Raw genomic sequence first — 24,033 nt, forward strand, 5'->3', positions numbered from 1 at the left:
CGTTGTTACGCTTGGCTGTTGCCCTCGACCGCCGCCAAGTTGGGGCGATCGCCCAGCTCGGTTGCCGCTATTTCCCCACCACCAAACAACTACATTTAATCCTCCATCCTAATCAACCCGATGACCCCTGCGTGTTAGAACTCTGGAGTCTGGACCAGAAAAAAGCCGTATTTGAAGAGGAATATGACATTCAAGTAATCCCCAAACTAGAAACGGTTCCAGTTTCCCTGCGCTAAGAGTTTTCGTTGTTCATTTTGCTAACCCTTTAGTCCGGTTTTTGCAAGCCATGAATCTCTCTTTTTTACCCCGATATCTTCACAGCTTCAATCGTTACAAATGGCTAGTTTTAGCGCTCATTACTGCCGGATTGGGCATCGGGGGCGTCATGGCTTTGCAGATAGAACCCGTTCCCAAATATATCGCCACGGGTTCTTTACGGGGGAATGAACTGACGGATTCTGTATCGGAAACCACCCGGCAAATTATTAATCAAGGGCAGCAATTTTCTCAGCCGGAAGAGTTGGTCGGGTTGCTGTTAGCGGATAATGTAATTCAAGCGGTGGCTAATAATGTGAATCTGTCTCCGGTGGAAGTTCGCGATCGCCTGTTATTGAAACTCCCCAGTCCCGAAACCTCCGGGTCTCTCCTGGTGATGTATCAAGATAATAACTCTGAGCGTGCCCTCCAAACTGCATCGGGACTGATGGAGGCAATGGTCCAACAGAGTCAACTGATTAATACTGCCCGCTTAAAGGGAGTGGTGGAACAGCTCAATCTACGCCTCGCCCAAGCGCGTCAAGAACTCCAAGGAGCCCAACAAAATTTGGAGCAGTATTATGGAGTGGATGAGGCAAAGCGATCGCAACTGCAACAACAGGTGACCCTCAAACAAGAACGACTGACTCAAATCCAAACTGCCGTGACTGAAGCGACAACGGCGCAAGGGGAAATGATCAGCAGTTTGAGGATTGCCGAATCCCCCCAAGTTGCCGAAACAAAAGCCAATCAACGGTTTATTACCACCTTAGCCCTCGGTGCGATCGCGGGATTATGCCTCAGTGCTCTGGTGATTTTAGTCTTAGCTTTAGTCACGAACCCACTCCATTACAAAGCCTTTCGCCGTCAGTTATTAGCCGCCTATAAAGGACGATGCCCCATTACCGGCTGTGATGTAGAAGCGGCCCTGGAAGTGGTTCGTCTCGATCCCAATCGCCTAACCCGTTCTAGTGATATCTGGAATGGCTTAATTTTACGGGCGGATATTCAACGGTTATTCGCCGCCAAGCAAATTGCGATCGAACCGGGAACGTTACAAGTCCTGCTTTCTCCCGAATTGGGCAAAACCAACTATGCCAAATTAGCAGGACGGCGGCTGAGTGTCCCCGAGGAAGAAGCGGATCAACCGAACCTAGACGCCCTAGACGCCCATTATCGCCAATGTCCGTGGATCACAGACTTTACTCCAAAACTGGAAGAAACCAACGATTTAAAATCAGTTTAAATTCTGGGGAATCTTCTCCGTAATCCCACGGATAAAATCCAGACTTTGCCCATTCTCAACTCTTTAATTTTGTCCAGTTCATGTCAAACCTTTTTATAAAGAAAAAGTTAAACACTGGCAAAACTTCATCAAAACTTCATACAGTTTGGGAACTCTTTAAAAATAAAATGCCTAATGACACCCAGGCCCGAAAAAAAGTTCAACCTTTTTAAAATTAGGGGTTGTAAAGGGGGATTGAAGGCAAAAATTAAAGGGGTAAAATTTCTGCAAACCTTTTGTATTCCGGTTTTCTGGAGTTGCAGCTTAGACTATTCTCAACCCCCTACAAAAACAATTTATTTTTTCTATCTTTCTTGTCCAGATAGAGCTTAAGGAATGCGTATTAGGGAATATCAGTTATCCTAGGCAGTTCCTTTATGCGCCTCTCTACTATTCTGGTTCTCTCTACCCTCTTATTTGCTAATCTTGCTCCTAGTGCGAAGTCTTACCCCGTAGACCCTGGGGCTACCTCCAGTGAGGGCTTCTTTTCTCATGCTTCGTTAGGACGCTTCACCTTACCCTCAGAAAACAACCAGATTAACCCTTGCGAGACTCAGGATAGCAAACCGGGTTGCAGCCGCCGGGACTTCCGCGCTTCTGGAGGAGAACAGTCCCCCAGTGATAGCATCCTGCTGGCGCAAAAGCTCACCAATTCTACCAAAGCTGAACCTAACTGTCCCATGATGAAAACTCATCAGCAAGTTGGACGCGGTAGTGGGCGATGCGAACCCTAAGTCACGAACAAACTTTTTCCTCAGCGCTAACATTCCTATCTAGTAGTCTTTTCCTCCTTGAGATAGCGATGTTTTATTCCTCCAATCAAAAGCCGGTAGCACTCAACGTGACTACCGGCTTTTGATTTGGGGGATGAGGAAGACCGCCATCGGGATGGGGGAGATAGGGGAGATGGGGGGAAATGGGGCCTTTATTCGGGTCCCCGGAGGTTTTGATAGCGGGATAAGGCATAGGCATCAAATAAGACTCCGACTACGCTACAGGTGAGTCCAATGACGACGGCCCCTTGGAGGGGATGACCACTGCCAAAGGTGGATAAAAATTGTAACAACTGCTTAACAGCGGATTCACCGAGGTTTTTCAGTCCGGGAAGGTGGGCGATCGCCTCGGCAATGACTAATCCACCGGCCAAGATTAGCGTCGGGACGGCAAAACTCAGTAAACTGCTTAATAATAGCGATCGCAGAAAATGAGGAAAACTATTCATAAAATCAAAAAGGGATACTGATAAACTGTCTCTTTCGCCTGAATCTGAAACGCTTTGATTTATAAGATAGGCCCGATCGCAGCCCTCAAACAGTTCTGTCATAAATATTAAATTTTGATTAAAAAAGTTGTTTAAAATTTGTAAACAACTCTGCCCTCACCTGTCGTCACCCCCCTCAACACTCCTTTGACTCAAACCAAGTCAACCTCCAACTTAAGCCAGTGGTTCCAGCGTTTGCTGGCCGCAGTCGTCCTTGCCGGACAGGTGATCTTTCACCTCGTTTCCGGCAAAATCCACCGACGTAACACCATCGAACAGATGGCCCTCGTCGGACCTGATTCCCTGTTTATCGCCCTCCTCACCGCCAGCTTTGTCGGCATGGTGTTTACCATCCAGGTAGCGCGGGAGTTTCTCAACTTTGGGGCGGGAAGCGCCGTGGGTGGGGTGCTGGCGATCGCCTTGGCGCGGGAACTCGCCCCGGTTTTGACGGCGATCGTTCTCGCTGGACGAGTCGGTTCCGCTTTTGCCGCAGAAATCGGCACCATGCAAGTCACCGAACAAATCGACGCCCTCTATATTCTCAAAACCGACCCCATCGATTACCTCGTCATTCCCCGAGTCCTTGCCTGTTGTCTCATGCTACCCGTGTTGACCCTCCTCTCCTTTGCCACAGGAATGATCGCGGGAATGTTCATCGCTACCAATTTCTACCCCATTTCCCAAACCGTCTTTCTCGATTCCGTCCGCACCTTAGTGGAAACCTGGGATTTAATCGCCGCCTTAATTAAAGCCTTGTGCTTTGGTGGGTTAATTGGCATCATTGGCTGTAGCTGGGGCTTGACCACCACCGGAGGGGCCAAAGGAGTGGGACAATCTACCACCACGGCAGTCGTCACCTCTCTACTGGCCATCTTCACCTTCAACTTCTTTCTCTCCTGGCTGATGTTTCGCGGCATGGGTAGTGGTGTCTTCTAACCGGATTCCATGACTGAGCCTTTAAAATAGAAACATTCAATTCTCTATCAGCCTCGATCGCAATACAAGGTACTGTTGTGACCACACCAACTTCCACCTCAAGCTCAACTTCCACCTCAACCTCAACCCAAGAACTGGCTCCCAGTTACGTCCTGCCTTGGGCCTTTATCATCGGCAGTATTCCGCTGTTGGCTGTGCAACCTTTGGCGAGTTTACCGATAGCCGCCTTCGGGTTATTTTTAATGATCCAAGCGGCAACTATTCGCCTGCAATTTACCCCGAAAGCCTTAGATGTTTATCGCTCGGGAAACTTGATTCGCTCCTTTCCTTACGCAGAATGGATCAATTGGCGAATTTTCTGGCCGGGAGTTCCAATTTTGTTTTACTTTAAGGAAGTGAAAAGCATCCATTTTCTCCCAGTTTTGTTCGATCCCAAACAACTGCAAACCTGTTTGGAAGAACGCTGTCCCCGGATTTAAGGCCGATCGCCATCGTTGTGCCACCGCTTCTTTTACCCCTTTGAAAACCTACCTTATCCCCAAGCTGGGGCTAGAGGTGCGATCGGGCCCTTGAATGATTCATTTACACCAGGCATCCCCACCTTACTACCTCCCTGATCGGCTCTGGGTCACCTCTAAAGTTTAAAATATTTGGCCATGAATGCAGACGAAACACACAATCCAGAACCCTTAGAAACTCAGGACCAATCCAACTCCCCAGAGCCGTTTGAGGCTTCCTCCTCTGAATCGCTCTCAGCGGATTCCACTGAGGGGATAAATCTCTCGGAAGACCTCTGGAAAGAGTCGGAACCCTCTATTCCCGATGAAGCAGTATCGCCTCTACCGGAGTTGACCCTAAAAGAGGCGGAGTCCCCGACAACCTGGGAACCACAAGCTGAACTCCCAGTGGAACCCTCAGAACAACCGGCACAGGAACAACCGCCTGAAGAACTCACCGCTGAAGAACTCACCGCTGAAGAACTCCAGGCTGAAGAACTTGTAATTCCCTCGTTGGCGATTGAGGATGAAGCGGCATCTTTGGGGCGACGGGTGGCGCAATTACAGGAGCAAGAACGCGAACTCAAAGCCTCTATTCTGCAATTGCAAGCGAATCGTGCCGAACTGTTGCAAGAACAGACAGAAACTCAAGCGGCGATCGGTCGCCTGGTCCAAGATGCCTTAACCGAACTGGAACAGCGCAAGCACAATTTACAAATCTCCGTCGAACAACTCGAACGCCGTCAAGAACGCATCCGCACGGAAATGCGGACCACCTTTGCTGGGGTGTCCCAAGACCTCGCCATTCGGGTTCAGGGCTTTAAAGACTATCTTTCCGGCAGTTTGCAGGATTTGGTCAATTCGGTGGAACAACTGGAGTTAACCCCTCCGGAACCGGAACCGGCGAAGATGGCTCCTAAAGCAGCACCAAAAGGCGGCGATCGCACTGGCGATCGCACGGGCGCACCCACTCCCACCTTTGCCGAACAGCCGTTTCAAGACCGCGCCAAACAGATTCGGCGGTTGTTGGATAAATATCGCACCATGCCGGACTATTATGGTCCTCCGTGGCAAGTCCGGCGCACCTTTGAACCCGTACACGCTGAACGGCTTTCCAACTGGTTTTTTACCCAAGGTGCAAGAGGCGCAGTCCGGACCTTGGGGAGTCGCTTGCAAAATATTCTGGTAGCGTCGGCAGCGATTTCGGTCCTGAAGAGTCTCTATGGCGATCGCCTCCGCACCCTGGTCCTCGCCAACTCTCCCGAACGTCTCGGCGAATGGCGCAGGGGTTTACAGGACTGTCTTGGCATTTCCCGGATTGATTTTGGTCCCGAAGGCGGCGTGGTGCTATTTGAGGCTCCCGAAGCCCTCTCCCAAAAAGCGGACCGCTTGCTCAAACAGAAGCAAGTTCCGCTGATTTTGATTGATGAAACGGAAAACCAAATCAACCTTGGACTACTCCAATTTCCTCTCTGGTTAGCATTTGCTGCTGACCCGGAACTCCCTACCCTTTAACCCTTTGGGTCTTTGGTCCTTACCTAAGGACCAACCCCAAACTTGACTCTAAATTGCTTAAAACTGAGGATAAACGTTTATGAGTTTGTGGCTACTTTTAAATGGGTTGTTGTTAATCGCTGCCTACTTATTTGGTTCATTCCCTACAGGTTATATTGTGGCTCGACAGTTGAAGGGAATTGATATTCGGCAAGAAGGGTCGGGTTCCACGGGGGCGACTAATGTCCTGAGAACTGTGGGGAAAGGACCTGCTTTGGTGGTGTTTCTGGTGGATATTTTAAAAGGTATAGCAGCGATCGTTTTGGTCCGTTTTGCTTACGCTTTGCCACAGTTCCAGGAACTTGCTGCAAATATCGGACCCGCTGCCAGTTGGTTGTCTTGGATGGTCATCCTCGCTGGATTAGGTGCACTACTCGGTCATACCAAATCAGTCTGGATTAATTTTAAAGGTGGAAAGGCGGTTGCCACCAGTTTGGGGGTGCTATTTGCCCTCAATTGGCCGATCGCCCTCGCCGGGTTTGGAGTCTTTGGAATTGTCCTCGCCTTTACCCGCATTGTTTCCCTCAGTTCGATGTTAGCCGCCCTTGCCCTACCGGGGATCATGTTTGTAATGCATCAACCCCTGTCCTATCAAATTTTTATGTTAGCCGCTTCGATGTATGTCATCTGGCTACACCGCAGCAATATCAATCGCCTGCTTTCTGGCACTGAACCCCGCATCGGCCAAAAGTTACCCCAACCCTCGGAAAGTATTCCCTCTTAGGATGTGGATACAGTAGCCAGAAAATTACGGGATTTGGTTACATAAATGCGGGTAATTGGCAACAAATTCATCTTGTAAAATCCGGTTTCTTGTCCTATTTATCTAATCCTGTACCGACATCCTAGTCCGTCGGTACAGTCTTCCATCGTCGCCCTAAGTTAAGAATCGGGTCTCTCAAAGTAGCTTTTGATGATTTCTTGTAACAACTCCTCGGGAACCACTCTTTTTTTTAGGGCAGCATCTTTAATCCTTTTGATATCGGAGCCTTGCATTTTAATGGGTGAAAACTGTTCAGGAAATGCCCAAGGGCAAGTCTGGCATTCTAGTTGACAGCCTCGGCAAGCGGTACTCTTAAAATTATTGCACTCTTTGCATAAGGGTTGCCAATTTTCCTCCTGGTTGCCACCCCCTCTCAGGCGCGGAATTTTATGGTCCTGGTCGAGCCTAACCAAGGGTTTACCTCTACCACAAACTGCACAAGAATGAGAATATTTATTCAATATTTCTTTCCAAAGAATGTCTCCGAGCTTAATTCTTTGGATCCGCTTAGGATTTATTTCTAAACTAACAAGCTGATATCGGGTGTAAACTCCATTTCCCTGCTTTTCTATGCCAATGATTCCTTCTTCTCCCTGCAATTCTCGGATTCGTCGAGAGACATCTTTATAAGGTTCGCTGCTCTCTCTAAAGCGATCAATGACTTGACGGATCTCGGATAAAAAAACAACGGGACCGGGCAGGGTATGACCTGGAGGCCATAAAGTTTCGAGAATTAATTTATAATAATTTCTATTGGCTTGGCCTGACGTTACAAAAGAGGCACAAACATTGGCAATCCACTCCTCTCGATTGACTTCACTTTTACTCATGAGTGCTGCTCATTTCCTCGTAAAAGCCATTCTGGAGTAACTTCTAACAAACGGGCGATCGCATCTAGCTCAAAATCTTTGACTCCACGCTTTTGCCGCTCAATTTCAGAAATATCAGACTGATCTAAATTAATATTAAAATCTACAGAGAGTGCAGCCGCTAATTCACTTTGATCCCATCCAAGCTTTTCACGCCCTTGTCTAATTCTGGGGCCACTAATATTGGCCTTGGTCATTATTTGCATCAGGATAAAACTTCGATTAACACTATATAATGGGTTTAAAATGACCCGTAGACGATTTTCGTCTATTACCCCTATCTCTGGGGTTAAGTCATAATTACATCAGACAGGTAGAGCTTAAGGCTAGAGTTCGGTAACATCATGCGAGTAGCATCTTTTTTCGCGGGAATTGGAGGATTTGATCTAGGATTTGAACGAGCCGGAATGCAGGTTATATTTCAATGTGAAATTGATAAATTTTGTCAAGCAATATTAAAACGTCATTGGCCTAACGTACCGATTTATGAAGACATCACAACCCTCACCCCTGCAACTATCCCTCAATCTGACTTATGGTGTGCCGGATGGCCCTGCCAAGACCTCAGTAACGCCAACACAGAAAGAAAAGGACTCGGGGGAGAACGAAGCGGACTCTTCTATAAATTTATGGAACTTGTTGGAGAAGTTCACCCGCCGTGGTTGGTCTTGGAAAATGTGCCAGGGTTGCTCTGTGCAGAGCAAGGAACCGCGCTTGAGGCAGTTATCAACACGCTGGAAACGCACGGGTATTTGGGGGGATGGCTATCGTGTAACGCTCTCCATTCGGGCTTACCTCACGACCGAGATCGCGTCTTCTTTATCGCCAGTTTTAGATCACCACGTGCCTATAAAATCTTTACTGACAGCAGCGAATTGTCTGGGAATTCTCCGCCGGGAAAATCGAGGGAAACGGAAACTCGATCCAGTATTTGTGAAAGCACTTTCAGAAACAATCCGCTTGTGGTACAACGTCGCGGAGGCTTCGGGTACACCGTGGCGAGAAATATCTGCCCCACGTTACGCGCCCAAACTGGAAAACATCAAGGAGGTCATTCAGACCGACCAATACTCTGTGGCGAGAAACTTGACCTGGACCGAATGGGAAAGGTTGATGGGGTTTCCCCCAGGATGGACAGTCGTCGAGGGAGAGTCCTTGGTAATGCAGTCATCCCCCCGATCGCCGAATGGATTGGGAGAAAAATCTTAGAAGTTGAAATGTCTAGTTCGGGGATTCACTAGAGAGAAGACAAACCGGGTTTCTTGACCCAATCTCTGCTTACTTTGCCACGAAGAAAGGTCCAGAAACCCAATGTCTTGTGGTTTCCTGGTTGAAGTTTTGTTAGCTTCCCAGTTGGCGCGATCGCTCGGTTGCCGCTTGTACGGCTTCGATGCAGGCGGACCGAAATCCGGCTTTTTCTAATTGCGCGACTCCGGCGATGGTGGTGCCTCCGGGACTGGTTACCCGGTCTTTCAGTTCTGCCGGGTGTAGTTGGGTTTCTTGAATCAGTGTGGCTGTTCCCAATACGGTTTGTAAGGCGAGTTGGGCGGCAATGGCGCGGGGTAGACCCGCACGAACGCCGCCATCTGTCAAGGCTTCGATAAAAATTGCCACATAAGCGGGTCCGGAACCAGAGAGGCCGGTGACTGCATCCATCAGGGACTCGGGAACCTGAACCACATCACCCACGGCTTGTAACACAGTTTTGGCGCGGTCGAGGTGTTCGGGTTGGACCTGAGTTCCCGGGGCGATCGCCGTGATTCCAGCGCCGACAGTAGCGGGGGTATTCGGCATGGAACGGACAATCGGTACGCCAGGAAAAGCTCGTTCTAATTTACTCAGGGGGACTCCGGCTAAAATAGATAGAATCACTGGCACTTGTCCATTCTGGCCGAGAGACGGTAAGGCAGTGGCGACGGACTCGAACACTTGGGGTTTGATGGCGAGGAGCAAGACTTCTGTCGCTGCCGCTACCTCAGAATTGTCAGCAGTGACGCCGACGCCATATTGTTGCGCTAAAAACTCGCGACGCTGCTGCATGGGGTCGCTAATCAGAATTTCCCCAGGCTGATAAGCGGCACGAGCAATCAGGCGGGATAGGAGCGCTTCTCCCATGACCCCGCCTCCAATAATTCCTAGTTTTACCAACAACGGTTGCTAATTTCCTGTAAGGGTTTCCAGGTCCTTGGTCAACTTGGCTATTAAGGGCGATCGCTGACCAAGAACAGTTCATTTACTGAGCCATCCGGACTTGTTCCGGGGTCCAGCTTGTTTGGACAGAGGGAGGACGAGCAGTCCGTAGGTGGGGTTGCAAGACATCGTGAACCACACCGCTTTGAGTGCTGACTTGAACACAGCTCGGGGTAAACAGGAAAATGCTTTCCCCAATTCGTTCTTGATGCCCATCTAAGGCATAAGTCCCACCGGCAATAAAATCAACGGCTCTTTGCGCTTGGTCCGGATCCATCATCGTTAGATTGAGCACGACAGATTTGCGTTCCCGTAGAGCTTGAATGGCTTGAGGCATTTCCTCAAAGGATTTTGGCTCCATCACCACCACTTCAGAGATGCCGTTGGCGGCTCCAGGTAGACCGATCACGTTATTGATAGCATTCATACTTGATCCCATTGCGCTTTCTGATCCCACCATTCCCATTCCGGTTGGGGTCGTCCGCAAAGGAGTGCGATTCCGACGCGCTTCTGCTTCGGGAGAGGCTGCGGGTTGGTCTTGGTAAAGGTTTTGGTATCCTTCTCCTTCGATTTCGTCGTACTCATACTCGTAATCCACGGATTCGTTGAGTCCGACCATATCTCGTAGCTTAGAAAAAATCGTATTCACGGTTTTTGCTCCATCAAAACTAGGGTAACATGAGGGCATTCTGATACATTTACGCGACCTTTGTCTGGCTATTGCTGGACAATGGAGCGATGGCACTATCGCCATTCAAGGTAATAGAGGCGATATCCCGCAAAGCTTTTAGAAAGATTCCAAAAGCGCAAGATGGTTTAAGGTCGATTCGTCTTATTAGACTCGTACCCTCTTAGACTTAAGAATCCACCCCAACCTCGGCAACCAAGCGAGGAAGTCTCAAAGGTAGGGCGGAAAAATCTAAGCTCCGGCGCGAGTGGCTGCTCCATTTTCAACTCTTGTCGGATCTTATATCCGATTATCCGCAGATGCCGGGGAAATAAAGGATTAAATCCTTACTCCATTCGCCATGCCCAACCCTACCCAAGTTATCAGTTTATTGTATATTGCCATAAGTTGCCGATTATGCCCAAAATTTTCCAGACTTTGTGCTGGGAATTTGGTGCAATCGGGGGCGGTGGTTGATCACTATAATTGAAAACTGGATTTGAACTGGATTTGAACTGGATTTTGGGGGGATGGAACCGGGAGATTGCCCATAGCGATGGCGACTGGACTCAAGGGGGTAAGGGGGGATGATTCGCCCACTTTTTCCTTAATTCTAACGGTCCGGGGCTAGATTTTAGGACGATCGCTCTCCAAATAGGATTGTCCCTAGTCTGACTATTGTGGACCCGGCTTGGACGGCTAAATGATAATCCCCTGACATTCCCATCGATAACTCCTGCATGGAAATCTGATCCCAATTTTGGGCTTGGATTTCTTGAGCGAGGTGACGAGTGTGCTCAAACAGGGCCAGGGTTTTTGCTTGATCCAATCCCAAGGGGGGAATGGTCATTAATCCTTTGATTTCTAAGTTTTTACACTGATTTAGCGAGCCTAAATCCCCGATGAGTTCAGGAATCTGCCACCCCGATTTGTTGGGGTCAGGTACGATTTTTACTTGGAGGCAGACTTTTGGCTTAACCCCGAGTCCTTCCGCCACGCGATCGACTCGTTGCGCTAATTTCAAACTATCAATAGAATGGATCCATTGAAATTGATCTAAAGCGGGTTTAACTTTATTACTTTGCAGGTGTCCAATCAGGTGCCAGGTTAGACCGGGCAGGTCCCCGAGTTGCTCAGATTTGGCTTGAGCTTCCTGAATGCGACTTTCCCCAAAATCTCGAATTCCCGCCTGATAAGCTTGCATCATGGCATCCACCGACACCTGTTTGGTGACGGCAATCAGTCGGACTGATTCGGGTAAGTTGGCGCGGATCTGTGCAATCCGTTGGGCGATCGTCATTGAAACGTGCGTTTGTGGATGAGTTGAAGTTCAGCGAATTCCTGGGTTTGCCCCATTCGTCGCAGCAATCGCAAGCGGTTTTCGACGAGGAGGCGAGCATCGGCACGGGTGAGCGGCTCAAATCTTAACCCGTCTATGCCAGAAAGCGCTAAAAAAAATAGGCGTTGGGCATATAGGGTCGTGAATAACTCCTGATTTTGTTCGATCAGACACACCCGATAGAGTAGACCAAAAGTAGGATGATTTAAGTAAGTTTCAGTGTTCATTCAGGTTCAGATGAGTACCGTTAATCATAACGGTTATAGAGTCACTAAGGTCCCCCTGGCGGAGTCAGCTAGTATGGAGTTTCGGGAAATGACCCGTTTCCCCCCTGAGTTTTGGCCGCAAGCTTGGACGGGGATAATTTTATCAGAAAGTGCGGAAATCCCCATGCTCTTAGGCTAGGGATAGATAATAATTTGGATAATTCTTCCTCCCAGAGGCAGCGTCTTGTTCTGTACTGATCATCCCTGAGGGAGACGCTCCTTCTTTTAAATTCTATTATTTAACGGCTGCCAGATGGTTTATATTCCGGTTTTAATCGGGAGTTATATTTTTATCTGAGGCACTGCTATCAAAGGGGAGGGATTGCTGCCTTAATTCTCGGGAGTTTCATAACACCTGAAGCCAGCGATCGCCCCGGTTATGAACCTTCACGAAATGCGATCGCCATCTGTAGGGCCGCGAGTTGGGCGCGAGCTTTATCGAGGGACTCATACCATTCTTTTTCCGGTTCACTATCAGCGACAATTCCGGCCCCCACTTGTCCCCACACTCGATAGGTTTCCCTGTCATTCTTGGCCGTTCCCCATGTGTCTGGGGCAAATAATAAGGTTCTAATCAAAATATTCAAATCAAGCTGTCCTCGCCAGTCTAAATAGCCACAGGAACCATAAAACAAACTGCGGCGCACAGGTTCTAATTCTTCAATAATTTCCATACATCGGACTTTGGGACAGCCAGTAATGGTGCCACCGGGAAAGGTGGCGCGGATTAAATCGATACTATCGCGATCGCCCCGGAGAGTACCCACTGCATTACTCACCAAATGCATGACATGACTGTACCGTTCAATGGTCAACAATTCGTTAACTTGTACTGTTCCCCATTCGCAAACTCTCCCTAAATCATTCCGTTCTAAATCTACCAACATAATATGTTCGGCACGTTCTTTCCGGTTAGCGAGTAATTCGCTGGCGAGTTGTTCATCCTGTTCTGCTGTTTTCCCTCTAGCGCGAGTTCCAGCAATCGGACGAGTCTGAGCGGTTTTTCCTTGTAATTGTACCAATCTTTCCGGGGAACAACTCACCACATTTCCCCAGGGAGTCCGCCAATAACTGGCAAAAGGAGAGGGATTAATGGTACGCAAGGTCTGATAAACGTCCCAACTATCCTGTTGAGTTGTCGTTTCAAATCTTAAGGATAAATTGGCTTGAAATATATCCCCAGCAGTGATATATATTTGAGCTTTTCTAACCCGTTCTTCATACTCAAATTGGGATAAATGAAACTGGGGATAAGGGGAAAGAAAGTCCTCAGTTTTAGGCGATTTTTGAGGAGAGGTTTCCCGAGGGAAAAAGCTTTCTAATTTTTGTTCTAGGATATCCAGTTCAGCGCGATCGCTACTGGCAATCCACAACTGTTGTTGATGATGATCCAAGATGGCAAAGTTGGCGGGTTCATACCAGTAGCTTACCGGAAAGGGTAGGGGATCATGGTTCAGATGAGGGAGTTTTTCAATTTCCCAGGCTAAATCATACCCCAACCATCCTAACCATCCGCCGGTGAAAGGAAGCGCATCGTGATGAAGGATTTCGAGGGTATCAAGTTCTGGTATAAATTCAGGTTGTTCTGGCTGTTTGCGCTGGAGAAGTTGCCGCAAACTGGGCAGAATTTCCCCGACTTCTGGAGTCCACAATTGAGGACGATTGTCAATCGATCTCGGTGCACCCGCACAGATAGAATATCTAGCTTCGGGGATGGGGGTGGGAGTCGGATAAGGACTTTCTAGGAGGGTGGCGATCGCCGCGAACGGTTGCTTGTTTTCCGATTGAGGAATGAGAAACAATGCCTCAAATACTTGAGTTCCGGTCCGCTGTTTTAAGGGGAGCGATCGCCAATACCAAGGGGGGATGGGTTCGGGATTTAATGGGTTCATGCTTGCCATCCCCAGATGAAACGCATCCCCCAAAATCCCAACAATATGGCGATCGCCACCCAGTCTCCATTTCGGAGTGTTAACGGATGCCACTGCACCCGGTGGGTATTCGGCGTCGTAAATCCTCTCACCTGCATCCCTCCAGCAATTTGTTGAGCGCGCAAGAGCAGATTTTCTAGCAATCTTTCTACTACGGTAAACCATACTTTTGTTGTTCCTCGCAAGCCCAATTTTTTCCAATTAATTGCCCGAGTTCTCACGGAACGAATTAAATTCTGAACTTCTTCTAACACCAGGGGGATAAACCGCAGAGATAGGGTTAGAGTTAGGGCAATTTCTATGGTGGGAATATTAAACCGTTTCAGAGGACTCATTAAATCTTCAATTCCCGCCGCAATCTCTTCGGGTGCTGTAGTCAGGAGGTAGAGATTGGTGCTATAAATTAAGGTAAAAAATAAGGTGCTGATCCGAATTCCTAAATCCAGAGAACGGCGGGTAATCATAAACCGCCCTTGCTCAAAGAGGACGTAACGGTAATCCGTCGGTTGAGGGATTTCCCCCTCAATTGTCTCCTCGGGTTTGGTGGTTTCTTCACCCCAGCCCAAGGGATTGTACCAGGGATTTCTGATGGGTGTTGGAGGGAGGGTGAGGGGTTGGCGATCAAAGGTGAGTTCTTGAGAGGGGAGGCGGGGTTGGTGTTCAACCGGGAGCCCATCGGGGGCGATCGCTGTAATCAAGCAAACTAACAGAGATAGGGTTAACAACCACCCCATTTGTTTGCGCCAGACTCGCAGGGGAATCAAGGCACTAATTGTAATCAAAATTAGCAGCAAAACCAACCCAATCCGCCAGAGGGGATTCGCTAAGACTGGGGCGATTAAAAAGCTCATCAACCACAGCAGTTTGACTCGCGCATCCAAGCCATGTAACCAGGTAATGGGTTGCTCTAAATACAAGCCGATAGGCAGCGATCGCAGTAAATCCATCGGATTTGAGAAAGTAAAGGTTCAAAGCGTCTAAAACCGCTGTCCAAAAGGTTCGGGTTTACCCTGTTTTTTGTAGGGAAAATTCCTGAATTATCCCTCTGTAGAATAGCCAGGTATTTTAGGGGAAATTCCTAAATTCCCCCCATGCCGAATAGCAGGTTAGGGGAAACCCTACACTTTAACGGCTCGATTGGTGGTATTATTATCCTCAAAGTCACGGGCTTTTTTCCCACGCCATAACAACCGCAATGGACTCCCCGTAAATCCCAGTTGTTCACGGAATTGACGTTCGATATAACGGCGATAATTATCGTTAAATCGTTTCGGGTCATTCACAAACAAAGCAATGGTGGGAGGTTGACTGGTAACCTGAGTCCCATAATAGATTTTCCCCTGTTTTCCTTGGCGGCTGGTGGGAGGACTGTGCCAGTGCAGGGCATCTTTTAACACTTCATTAATCACTGAGGTAGAAACCCGCCGACGATGTTCATCAGCGGATTTATCCACTAGATCTAGGATGTTTTCCACCCGTTTTCCGGTGGCAGCACTCACAAAAATGGCTTCCGCCCATTCTAGGAAATAGAGGCGACTTTTGATATCCCGTTCATAGTCATAAATGGTATAGGAATCTTTCTCGATCGCATCCCATTTATTAATTACCATGACGCAGGCGCGTCCTTCTTCTTCGATTCGTCCCGCCAGTTTTTGGTCCTGTTCCGTTACCCCATCGACTGCATCAATGACCAACAGCACCACATCCGCCCGACGAATTGCTTTAAACGCCCGGTTAATGCCAAAAAATTCCGGTCCATATTCGACATTTTTCTTCTTCCGAATGCCTGCGGTATCGATAATTCGGTAAGTTTTTCCGTTGCGTTCTACAAAGGTATCAATAGTGTCGCGAGTTGTTCCGGAAATTGGACTAACAATGGCCCTTTTTTCTCCCAAAAAAGCATTGAGTAAGCTGGATTTACCCACATTAGGACGTCCAACGATCGCTACTTTAATTTCTGGCGTTTCTTCAATTTCAGCAGTGGGCGGCAAGTGGGGAATGACAATATCTAATAAATCCCCGGTTCCACTGCCGTGAATGGCAGAAATGGGATAAGGTTCACCCATGCCTAATTCCCAAAATTCTGCCGCTTGGGTCAATCCTTCCATTAAAGATTCACATTTATTCACGGCAAGGACAACGGGGACTTTTTGATGCCGTAACCAGTTGGCAATTTCGCGATCGGCTTCTGTAACCCCTTGTTGTCCATCGACAACAAACAGGGCAACGCTTGATTCAGAAAGCGCTGTCAGGACTTGTTCTCTAATTAAGGGTAAAAATTCGGTATCATCATCAAAGACTAATCCGCCCGTATCGACAATCTGAAAGTCTCGGTCCTGCCAGAAGGCATCTCGATAGGTGCGATCGCGCGTGACTCCCGGTTCATCATGCACGATCGCCTGTTTACCCCCAGCAATCCGATTGACAAGGGTTGATTTGCCCACGTTAGGGCGTCCGATAATAGCAACTATAGGTAAAGCCATAGAGGTGAAGGTTCCTGGGATTGAGCGAAGCAATCATATCTGTTTATTTTTTTATTATAGCGAACCGAGGCGATCGGCACGCTCATGAATTAGCCCACCTCTTTACCCTGGGGCTTCCCCTCTCAAGCTGACTCCCACTCTTTAATGGCTTTTCCTCTTACTGACAGGTTAAACTTTCATTCACCGCAGCAAAATCTTGGGGAGTTTTTTTGTCAATCAGTCGCTTATAGTGTTCGGGGTTTTGAATTAATTTGACTCGCGCAGTATCTAAGTCCGTATTTCTATAGGTTAACTCTCGCCTTCCTGAAAGTTCAATCGTCTCCTCTAGCATTTCGCTGGGGTCGGGTTGATACGTGAAAATTGTATTTCCTTCTTGTTCTCGAATCCGGAAACTAGCTTTTTCCCCTAATGGATTGGGTTGGCCCGCAGCGGGAGTATATTCGCAAATTCTACCCGTTGTCTGTTCCGTACAGCCAATCAGTCCGATTAAGCCAACTAGGCTCAAACCTAGGTATATTCGATTATTTTTCATGAAGATTTTGCTTGCTCATTTTCGGTAAATTTTACTGCTTATTATTATATCACCTCTAACCTGTTTACTTAATTATTGTATCGGAAAATTTCTGAATTTAAGAGTCTATCTATAAAACAAATCCTGCGGCGGTAGCCTTCATTTTAAAGGAGGGATTTATCACGGAAATTAGGGTTAATCTGAGCTTAAAATAAAAAAGCGTCCCCCTCACCTATGGGGATCGCTTTGGGTTTGTGGATTCACACAGATGCAGCGGCGATCGCTTTAGATATCCCCTTCCCCATCCGGGTCAATTCCGAGCGATCGCAGACGTTCCGCTAATCGTGCCGCTTTGCTTTCTGCCGCTTCCGCACGCTGTTTTTCCTGTTCCGCACGCTGTTTTTCCTGTTCCGCGCGCTGTTTTTCCTGTTCCGCGCGCTGTTTTTCCTGTTCCGCGCGCTGTTTTTCCTGTTCCGCACGCTGTTTTTCCTGTTCCGTTCGCTGTTTTTCCAATTCAGCGCGTTCCGACCCAATCAACAAGAGATTCCCTTCCAAATCCCACCAGCGTAACCACAATTGGTCTTGATTTTGATAAGTTCCCTGCCATAATCCCAACTCCACTCCCATTGGCACAATCGGATAATGACCTCGTTCATTCGGTTCTATCTTTTGATAAGAAAAATCCATCCAATGATAAACCTCTAACTGACCCGACTTGATTTCATAAATTCCATAGTAGGGAATACGGATAATCTGTTCATACACCCAAAACTTACCCGGTCTAACCGTTTTTCCCTCCACAGACACCCCCAGGGGAGTTCTATCCCGTTCTTCCTCCCCATTGCCACTGGCAAACTCTAAGGCAATCAAAGGGGCCCTCAATTCTCGCCACAGCACATAAGAACGGCGCACCTCCCCATCCAGGTTGGGTGGCACATTGGGCACATAAAACCAGTCCGGGGCCTCCGCTCCCTTTTCCGGGGGGTCCGTTTCTCGCCAGTAAATGCCGCTATCTTGTCCAATACAATACTGTCCATCCGGATGCCGTTGCTCTAAAACGGGTCCGAGGGAATCAGTCAGTAGGATGCTCTGGGGATGCTCCTGAAAATTTTTCACAAACGTGCCGTCTTCTTCTGGTAGTTGCGTATGGTCAGGGAATGGCGTTAGCCGGTTGATATCGGTTACTGTTTCGCTCATAAAAAAATTTTTCCCTTAGCTTTTATTTATTATCCCAAATTGTCGCTCAAAGAGCCTGCATCCCCAGGACAACTCTGGACTCTCTGCTGAAGTTGAGACTTATCATAAATCCCTTAAAAAATCATTGCTGATTGCAATGGGTAAAGTCTGACTCCGGCTGCGTACCAGGTATTTAGATATACTTTACGTTTGAGCCTGACTAAGCCAGTGCGGCGATCGCATCTTTAACCGTCACCATCAGTGTCATCGGATCGATCGCAGAAGCAGTAAATCCACACTTTTCATAAAACTGCTTGGCATCTTCCGAAATCGCCTGGACAAAAATTGCGCGAATTCCTGCAATTTCAGCAGCTTGCAGGGTACGAAGAATAGCATCTCGGAGCAGTGCATTCCCTATTCCTTTGCCTTGCCAGTGGCGATCGACAGCCAGTCTTCCAATCACCATCACCGGAATCGGATCGGGCATATTCCTCCGAACTCGACCCGTTGCTGTAATTTGGGCTACTGCTCCATTTGCAAGACAGTAATATCCAATCACTACCTCCCCCGCGCAGAGAACATAAGTTCGGGAAGCCCCCTCAGCTTCATTTTTTAATGCACGGCGCTTGAGCCAGTCATTGAGCGGGCTGTTTCCTGAGTCAAAGCCCTCAATTTGATGGGACGAATTCAGTTTTTCCGGCGGGCGAAGCGCGTCCCTCTCTAATCCCACGGAGATTGAGTTGTTAAGAGATGGTGTAACTGGGCGTTTGGCTGAGGGGCTGCATCGAGCAAGGCGACAAATTCCTGATATTTTTGCTCATCTAACCCAAAAAAAGTCCGCTCTAGCAAAGCATCTTGTGCTTTTTGATAGGCTGATTCAAGCATGAACTCGGACCGGCTTTTTCCCTGGATGTGAGCGGCTTGATCAATGAGATCCCTCTGACTCTGTGTGGCTCGGATGTTGATCGTTACATCCCGAGTCTGGCGAGATGAGTCTTCAAATTCTGACCTCGACATAATTTTCAACCTAGCAGCGACATTAATATAAGGCGACTTAGGGGATTCCAAAAAATAAATCATCCAAATTCTTTACTCTTGTAGCCTGCGGAGGCAGGCTTTGTCCGTGTAGCCCCAGGCTTCAGCCTGCGGGGTTTTTGCATATTTTATTTTATGGAGTTCCCTTAATGCCGACCCTTCATTAAATAATATTAGGCTCTTGTACACACAATGTCAACACAAACTGTCGAGTTGACTCCGAACCCCACAGCGATAATCTCAGCTTATCGCTCTCATCAGGATTGTTGTAGCTGAAACCCCTTTACAAATCGTTACAAACTCGTTAATCTAAAAACATCATAACTACCTCGACAAACCAATAGCAATCATAAAACTATGACCACCACATTACAGCAGCGCGAAAGCGCTAATCTGTGGGACCGCTTCTGCGAGTGGGTCGCTTCTACCGAAAACCGCCTCTATATCGGCTGGTTCGGCGTGTTGATGATCCCCACCCTCTTAAGCGCCACTGTCTGCTACATCATCGCTTTCATCGCGGCACCCCCCGTTGACATCGATGGTATCCGCGAACCCGTTGCCGGTTCTTTGCTGTATGGAAACAACATCATCTCTGGTGCAGTTGTTCCTTCGAGTAACGCAATTGGCTTGCACTTCTACCCCATCTGGGAAGCAGCCAGCTTGGATGAGTGGCTTTACAATGGTGGCCCTTACCAGCTCGTGATTTTCCACTTCCTCATCGGCATCTTCTGCTACATGGGTCGTGAGTGGGAATTGTCTTACCGCTTAGGTATGCGTCCTTGGATCTGCGTTGCTTACTCTGCACCTGTTGCAGCAGCTTCCGCCGTTTTCTTGATCTACCCGATCGGTCAAGGTTCTTTCTCTGATGGTATGCCCTTGGGTATCTCTGGAACCTTCAACTTCATGTTGGTGTTCCAAGCTGAGCACAACATCCTGATGCACCCCTTCCATATGTTGGGTGTGGCCGGTGTGTTCGGTGGTTCCTTGTTCAGTGCGATGCACGGAAGTTTGGTGACCAGCTCTTTGGTTCGTGAAACCTCTGAAACCGAATCTCAAAACTACGGTTACAAGTTCGGTCAAGAAGAAGAAACCTACAACATTGTTGCCGCTCACGGTTACTTCGGTCGCTTAATCTTCCAATATGCTTCTTTCAACAACAGCCGTTCCTTGCACTTCTTCTTAGCTGCTTGGCCGGTTGTGGGTATCTGGTTCACCGCTTTAGGTGTGTCCACGATGGCCTTTAACTTAAACGGATTTAACTTCAACCAGTCGATCATTGACTCTACGGGTCGTGTTGTTAATACCTGGGCTGATGTGATTAACCGCGCTAACCTGGGTATGGAAGTGATGCACGAGCGTAATGCTCACAACTTCCCCCTCGACTTGGCTGCTGGCGAAGCAACTCCGGTTGCTTTGACTGCTCCTTCTATCAACGGTTAATCTAAGATTTAACTAAAAAAAGCGCCTCCAATTTGGGGGCGCTTTTTTTATGTCTACATAGCTTTTTTAGGTCTATATAGTAGAGTCTTGAAAGAACCTCCATCCCCTAATTTAGGATTCCTGTTGTACAAGTGATTGAATTTCCCGATTAAACTTTTGGTTAATCGTCTCTATTACCTGTGCTTCTTCTGGTGTAACGATGCCATCTAATTGAGCGAGTTTTTCACATTGCGCTAGCAGCGGTATAGCAAAATCGCTATTGATTTGTTCGAGCAAGGTTTCCAAAGGCGGTGGTGATTGGAGATTGTTGCCGATCGCATCCAGTGAAGCTGGACTGAAGTTCAAGGTTTGTAACTCGGGCAAAATTTGTTCCCAAGTTTTATCGGGATTACCCGCTAAAACGAGGTGAACGAAAATCCGATCCATCAAGGATTGTTGCTCGATCGCTTCTTCTAAATATTTTTGACTTTCTACTTGGGTTTCTGCGATCGCCCCTTCCATTATTAATGGCTCGCTGAAATTTTCTTGATAAAAACGGCAGGCAGCATATCCCAGTCCATAGATGATCACTGCATTGCTACTAGCTCCAATTACCGCTCCGGCTAAAGGTATATTACCCACCAGACCCACACCTGCTTCAATAGCTAAGTTACTACCCAGAGATAAACTAAAAATGGCTAAAGCTTCCCCTTTGCGCTCGGGAGCTTCCAAATTATATCCATAAGCGGCAGCAATTTGATAAACTAATTCGGCTGATAATGCAGTGGTAGCGGCCAAATCAGCCCCTAACATCGCCAGTGCGGTTCCAGGAACTAAGCTACTCGCCAATCCGCTTCCGGCTGCAATTAAAGCTTTTTTTAACATCAGACGATGAGCGATTTCTCTTGGCTTTTCCTGCGGATATTTCTGCTGTAATTCTCGGACTTCAGTTTCAGCTCGGACTACATCGACTGCATCTATAAACTGAACTATCCAATCAACCTTGAGAGCTTTGGTAATATTTTTAAGCAGGGGACTCTTCTCAATCATTTCTAATACATGGCCCGCTCCTTTAGTTGATTGCATAGCGGTATTTTTAGCGGTTTCGATCGCCACCTTACTCGTTTGGAATGCTGTATTGGCAATCGAACCACCAACTTCAGGCGCTTTCTGGACAACTACTTTACCGGCTGTAAAGGTTGTAAAGGTAGCTTCAGCAATTGCCCCACCAGTTCCTGTTGCAGTTTCCAGCACTACTTTACCTGCACCCGATGCCATACCTGCGATCGCACCACCTACGTCTGGAACTTTTTCGCTCGCAGATTTACGGGCTTGTACTGTAGCGTCTGCGATCGCGTCCCCTGCTTGTTTCGCCTTCTTAGTCATCTGCTCCCAAAAAGATAGCTGTTTTGATTCCTTTTGAAGCGACAATGGGTTATCTGCTTTCCCCTCAACCAGCTTATTATTTTCAGCTTCATTCGCAATGGCTTCCGGTGTTTCTGTTAGTACAGGTTCCGCTTTTTCCACAGCAAACTCTTGTTCCCACTCCGGAAAATCATCGCCGTTCTGTTGGGCGAATATCTTCACGCTCGCCAAAGTTGGAATCCCTATATCAATTAAACCCGCCTGAATTATCGGAATTATGCTCTGTTGTTGGGGTACTTCGTCTGATTCTAGCTTGACCTGCAAACAATCATTTTTCCAACTCGCTTTAACTGCAATTCCTGGAGAGTTTAGCCACTGCTTGATTAAAGTGGCGATCGCATTCACATCACCCTGTTGAGCAGTTTCCTCCAAGCTGGCAACAATCGGCGCTTCCACCTCAAATTCTTCACTCCAAGCGGGAAATTCTTCCTTTGCCTGTTTCCCGTAAACCTTCACCCGCTTGATACCTTCTGCCCCCAACGTCAGAACCGACTTCCGGATAAGCGCTACTAATGTTTCTTGGGGGGCCACCTGCGCTGATTCCAGCATAATTTGCAGGCAATCATTTTTCATCGAGGCTTTAGCAGTAATCCCTTTCGGTTGTAGTTTGCGGTTCATTAGGGTGGCGATCGCCTTGGCATCTCCCTGTTTGGCAAGTTCCAGAAGATTCGGCTGATTCATAACTAGCAGAGACGGCCAGTCTCTAGAATAAATTTGAGTCTAATTATACCTCCATTGCCCGCCCTAAAAGATAAAAAGGCTAATCAATTTCAGTTTAATCAACTCTCCTGCTGACCGAGGATCCGGCTGAAAGCGGGAGCTATACCCCTGGGATATCGACAGATTTGGCTGCTGGAGAAGCGACTCCGGTTGCTTTGACTGCTCCGGCTATCAATGGTTAATCTAACTTTTGACTAAAAAAAGCGCCTCCAAATTGGGGGCGCTTTTTATTTGGGGCTGGACAGAGTTCTGACAACCGCTCAAAGAAGCAAGCTAAAGGATGTCAAACTTTTGATGGGTTAGCTTTGCTGGCGGTAGCGGTTGCTTTGCCGTTTTTGGTCTGACCGTTGCCATTGCGGGGCTGGAGAACGCCGTAACCACCGTGGTTGCGTTCGTAAATCACGTTAATTTCACCCGTGTCGGCATTGCGGAACATATAGAAGTCATGATCCACGAGTTGCAGTTGTTCCAAGGCTTCGAGAACACTCATCGGAGGCATGGCAAAATATTTAGTTCGCACCACTTCCTCTGGAAGTTCGGGGGTGCGTTCGCCGATTAGATCCTCGACTAGGGGTTGCTCTTCGAGAAGCGCTTCATTAAGCGTGTCTGGCGCTTGAACTTTCTGAGCGTGACGTTTTTCTTTGTATTTACGCAGTTGGCGAGCGATTTTATCAGCGACTAAATCGATGCTTGCGTACAGATTTTCACTGCTCTCCTCAGCTCGAATGATGGTACCATTTGCAAAAATGGTCACTTCAGCAGTTTGTTTAGAATTGTTCCGAGGATTTTTGGCCACAGACAGATGAACGTCTACTTCCGTGGTCAAGTTTTGAAAGTGACTCACTGCTTTCTCAACCTTTTGGTTGACGTATTCGCGAATGGCCTCGGTTATTTCAATATTTTTGCCGTGGATAACAAGCTTCATATCAATCTTCCCACTGAAGACTCCATCGTATTAATGATTTAGATTTTAGGGTTTGGAGGGGTGATAATAAAAGCGAAATACGCATCTCCAAGCCCGGTTTCTAAAGAATAGACGGAGGGAAAGCGGGGCGGGTAATGCCGCTTTCCTAACATTAGTTCTTTTGCCCGTTTTTGGCGTTTCGCTCGCTTAAGAACGGAGCCAAAACTTATCAAGGTTGACTACATTTGAAAGGGTAGAATTACTCTGCCCTGAGTTGCCCCGAGATTACGGCAGCTCTTTCAGGCATCGCGGTTGGGAATTGGGTAGGGCGATCGCCCGGAGTGGGGGATTGCCTTAAGACTGTGGAGCACTCGTCATCAACTGCGATGGCACGAGCTTCAAAGTCTGATGTGCCTGTTGGTCAGCACGTTCTGTCGATAATGAAGATGATTATAGCAATCAAGACCCAAAATTGTAAGTCTTGGAGACTTGAGTCGGAGGGTTCCACAAATTCTGTCCTAGGGGACAAGGCCACTTAGCGTACCCG

24 protein-coding genes and 1 pseudogene are annotated in these 24,033 nt (G+C 47.9%); 9 read left to right on the forward strand and 16 right to left on the reverse strand.

The features are described from left to right. The 3 genes and pseudogenes from NG792_RS12750 to NG792_RS12760 all read left to right on the forward strand — a co-directional run. A pseudogene (locus tag NG792_RS12750) lies at nucleotides 1–236 on the forward strand (Ppx/GppA phosphatase family protein); the annotation flags it as partial. 50 nt (nucleotides 237–286) lie between these two features. After that, nucleotides 287–1,501: a hypothetical protein gene (locus NG792_RS12755; protein ID WP_261235654.1), complete on the forward strand. Its 1,215-nt coding sequence runs from the start codon at nucleotides 287–289 to the stop codon at nucleotides 1,499–1,501. A gap of 416 nt (nucleotides 1,502–1,917) precedes the next feature. Continuing rightward, nucleotides 1,918–2,274 (forward strand): hypothetical protein, encoded by a 357-nt coding sequence (locus tag NG792_RS12760; protein ID WP_261197122.1) that lies wholly within the window; start codon nucleotides 1,918–1,920, stop codon nucleotides 2,272–2,274. A gap of 191 nt (nucleotides 2,275–2,465) precedes the next feature. Here NG792_RS12760 and NG792_RS12765 read toward each other — a convergent pair whose 3' ends face one another. Then, nucleotides 2,466–2,762 carry a hypothetical protein gene (locus tag NG792_RS12765; RefSeq protein WP_261197121.1) on the reverse strand — a complete coding sequence of 99 codons (297 nt, stop codon included), beginning with the start codon at nucleotides 2,760–2,762 and terminating at the stop codon, nucleotides 2,466–2,468. A gap of 186 nt (nucleotides 2,763–2,948) precedes the next feature. On the opposite strand from NG792_RS12765, the gene NG792_RS12770 reads away from it, so the two are divergent. From NG792_RS12770 to plsY, 4 genes are all read left to right on the forward strand, one after another. After that, nucleotides 2,949–3,737 carry an MlaE family lipid ABC transporter permease subunit gene (locus NG792_RS12770; RefSeq protein WP_261235655.1) on the forward strand — a complete coding sequence of 263 codons (789 nt, stop codon included), beginning with the start codon at nucleotides 2,949–2,951 and terminating at the stop codon, nucleotides 3,735–3,737. A 77-nt stretch (nucleotides 3,738–3,814) separates the two neighbouring features. After that, the gene (locus NG792_RS12775; RefSeq protein ID WP_261235656.1) at nucleotides 3,815–4,216 is read left to right on the forward strand and encodes a DUF3119 family protein; all 402 of its coding nucleotides are present in this window, start codon (nucleotides 3,815–3,817) and stop codon (nucleotides 4,214–4,216) included. 177 nt (nucleotides 4,217–4,393) lie between these two features. Continuing rightward, entirely contained in the window at nucleotides 4,394–5,749 is a 1,356-nt protein-coding gene (locus NG792_RS12780) for a DUF3086 domain-containing protein (RefSeq protein ID WP_261235657.1), read from the forward strand. 79 nt (nucleotides 5,750–5,828) lie between these two features. After that, nucleotides 5,829–6,512, forward strand: coding sequence for a glycerol-3-phosphate 1-O-acyltransferase PlsY (gene plsY, locus NG792_RS12785; RefSeq protein ID WP_261235658.1), 684 nt, complete (start codon nucleotides 5,829–5,831; stop codon nucleotides 6,510–6,512). Between the two features lie 158 nt (nucleotides 6,513–6,670). Here plsY and NG792_RS12790 read toward each other — a convergent pair whose 3' ends face one another. Next, nucleotides 6,671–7,381 carry an HNH endonuclease gene (locus NG792_RS12790; RefSeq protein WP_261197116.1) on the reverse strand — a complete coding sequence of 237 codons (711 nt, stop codon included), beginning with the start codon at nucleotides 7,379–7,381 and terminating at the stop codon, nucleotides 6,671–6,673. Continuing rightward, nucleotides 7,378–7,626, reverse strand: coding sequence for a helix-turn-helix domain-containing protein (locus tag NG792_RS12795; RefSeq protein WP_261197115.1), 249 nt, complete (start codon nucleotides 7,624–7,626; stop codon nucleotides 7,378–7,380). Before NG792_RS12795 ends, NG792_RS12790 begins: the two co-directional genes overlap by 4 nt. Before the next feature lie 138 nt (nucleotides 7,627–7,764). Between NG792_RS12795 and NG792_RS12800 the strand changes: the two genes are divergently transcribed. Continuing rightward, nucleotides 7,765–8,661, forward strand: coding sequence for a DNA cytosine methyltransferase (locus tag NG792_RS12800; RefSeq protein ID WP_261235659.1), 897 nt, complete (start codon nucleotides 7,765–7,767; stop codon nucleotides 8,659–8,661). Nucleotides 8,662–8,761: 100 nt separating this feature from the next. Here NG792_RS12800 and proC read toward each other — a convergent pair whose 3' ends face one another. The 11 genes from proC to NG792_RS12860 all read right to left on the reverse strand — a co-directional run bounded on the left by proC (nucleotide 8,762) and on the right by NG792_RS12860 (nucleotide 19,063). After that, nucleotides 8,762–9,571, reverse strand: coding sequence for a pyrroline-5-carboxylate reductase (proC, locus tag NG792_RS12805; protein WP_261235660.1), 810 nt, complete (start codon nucleotides 9,569–9,571; stop codon nucleotides 8,762–8,764). Between the two features lie 82 nt (nucleotides 9,572–9,653). Further along, complete coding sequence (locus NG792_RS12810) at nucleotides 9,654–10,259, reverse strand: cell division protein SepF (RefSeq protein WP_261197112.1); 606 nt, start codon at nucleotides 10,257–10,259, stop codon at nucleotides 9,654–9,656. Nucleotides 10,260–10,911: 652 nt separating this feature from the next. After that, complete coding sequence (locus NG792_RS12820) at nucleotides 10,912–11,577, reverse strand: YggS family pyridoxal phosphate-dependent enzyme (protein WP_261197111.1); 666 nt, start codon at nucleotides 11,575–11,577, stop codon at nucleotides 10,912–10,914. Beyond that, nucleotides 11,574–11,843, reverse strand: coding sequence for a transcriptional coactivator PipX (gene pipX / locus NG792_RS12825; RefSeq protein ID WP_261197110.1), 270 nt, complete (start codon nucleotides 11,841–11,843; stop codon nucleotides 11,574–11,576). Before pipX ends, NG792_RS12820 begins: the two co-directional genes overlap by 4 nt. Before the next feature lie 416 nt (nucleotides 11,844–12,259). After that, nucleotides 12,260–13,867 carry an anthranilate synthase component I gene (locus NG792_RS12830; protein WP_317619506.1) on the reverse strand — a complete coding sequence of 536 codons (1,608 nt, stop codon included), beginning with the start codon at nucleotides 13,865–13,867 and terminating at the stop codon, nucleotides 12,260–12,262. Then, nucleotides 13,771–14,760, reverse strand: coding sequence for an energy-coupling factor transporter transmembrane component T family protein (locus NG792_RS12835; RefSeq protein ID WP_261235661.1), 990 nt, complete (start codon nucleotides 14,758–14,760; stop codon nucleotides 13,771–13,773). Before NG792_RS12835 ends, NG792_RS12830 begins: the two co-directional genes overlap by 97 nt. Before the next feature lie 171 nt (nucleotides 14,761–14,931). Then, on the reverse strand, nucleotides 14,932–16,296 hold the full coding sequence (gene der, locus NG792_RS12840; protein WP_261197108.1) for a ribosome biogenesis GTPase Der: 1,365 nt from the start codon (nucleotides 16,294–16,296) through the stop codon (nucleotides 14,932–14,934). A gap of 157 nt (nucleotides 16,297–16,453) precedes the next feature. Then, complete coding sequence (locus NG792_RS12845) at nucleotides 16,454–16,828, reverse strand: hypothetical protein (RefSeq protein WP_261235662.1); 375 nt, start codon at nucleotides 16,826–16,828, stop codon at nucleotides 16,454–16,456. Nucleotides 16,829–17,092: 264 nt separating this feature from the next. Continuing rightward, a complete protein-coding gene (locus NG792_RS12850) occupies nucleotides 17,093–18,004 on the reverse strand; it encodes a Uma2 family endonuclease (RefSeq protein ID WP_261235663.1) in 912 nt (303 codons plus the stop codon). Between the two features lie 199 nt (nucleotides 18,005–18,203). Then, nucleotides 18,204–18,713: a GNAT family N-acetyltransferase gene (locus tag NG792_RS12855; RefSeq protein WP_261235664.1), complete on the reverse strand. Its 510-nt coding sequence runs from the start codon at nucleotides 18,711–18,713 to the stop codon at nucleotides 18,204–18,206. Beyond that, the gene (locus NG792_RS12860) at nucleotides 18,704–19,063 is read right to left on the reverse strand and encodes a type II toxin-antitoxin system TacA family antitoxin (protein WP_261235665.1); all 360 of its coding nucleotides are present in this window, start codon (nucleotides 19,061–19,063) and stop codon (nucleotides 18,704–18,706) included. Before NG792_RS12860 ends, NG792_RS12855 begins: the two co-directional genes overlap by 10 nt. A 312-nt stretch (nucleotides 19,064–19,375) precedes the next feature. Here NG792_RS12860 and psbA point away from each other — a divergent pair, with 312 nt between their 5' ends. Beyond that, a complete protein-coding gene (psbA, locus tag NG792_RS12865; RefSeq protein ID WP_015149763.1) occupies nucleotides 19,376–20,458 on the forward strand; it encodes a photosystem II q(b) protein in 1,083 nt (360 codons plus the stop codon). A gap of 111 nt (nucleotides 20,459–20,569) precedes the next feature. Here psbA and NG792_RS12870 read toward each other — a convergent pair whose 3' ends face one another. Further along, nucleotides 20,570–22,543 carry an EcsC family protein gene (locus tag NG792_RS12870; protein ID WP_261235666.1) on the reverse strand — a complete coding sequence of 658 codons (1,974 nt, stop codon included), beginning with the start codon at nucleotides 22,541–22,543 and terminating at the stop codon, nucleotides 20,570–20,572. A 322-nt stretch (nucleotides 22,544–22,865) separates the two neighbouring features. Then, entirely contained in the window at nucleotides 22,866–23,507 is a 642-nt protein-coding gene (hpf, locus tag NG792_RS12875) for a ribosome hibernation-promoting factor, HPF/YfiA family (protein WP_261235667.1), read from the reverse strand. Nucleotides 23,508–24,033 lie beyond the last annotated feature (526 nt).

Origin of the sequence: Laspinema olomoucense D3b (assembly GCF_025370785.1) — a bacterium.
Classification (GTDB): domain Bacteria; phylum Cyanobacteriota; class Cyanobacteriia; order Cyanobacteriales; family Laspinemataceae; genus Laspinema; species Laspinema olomoucense.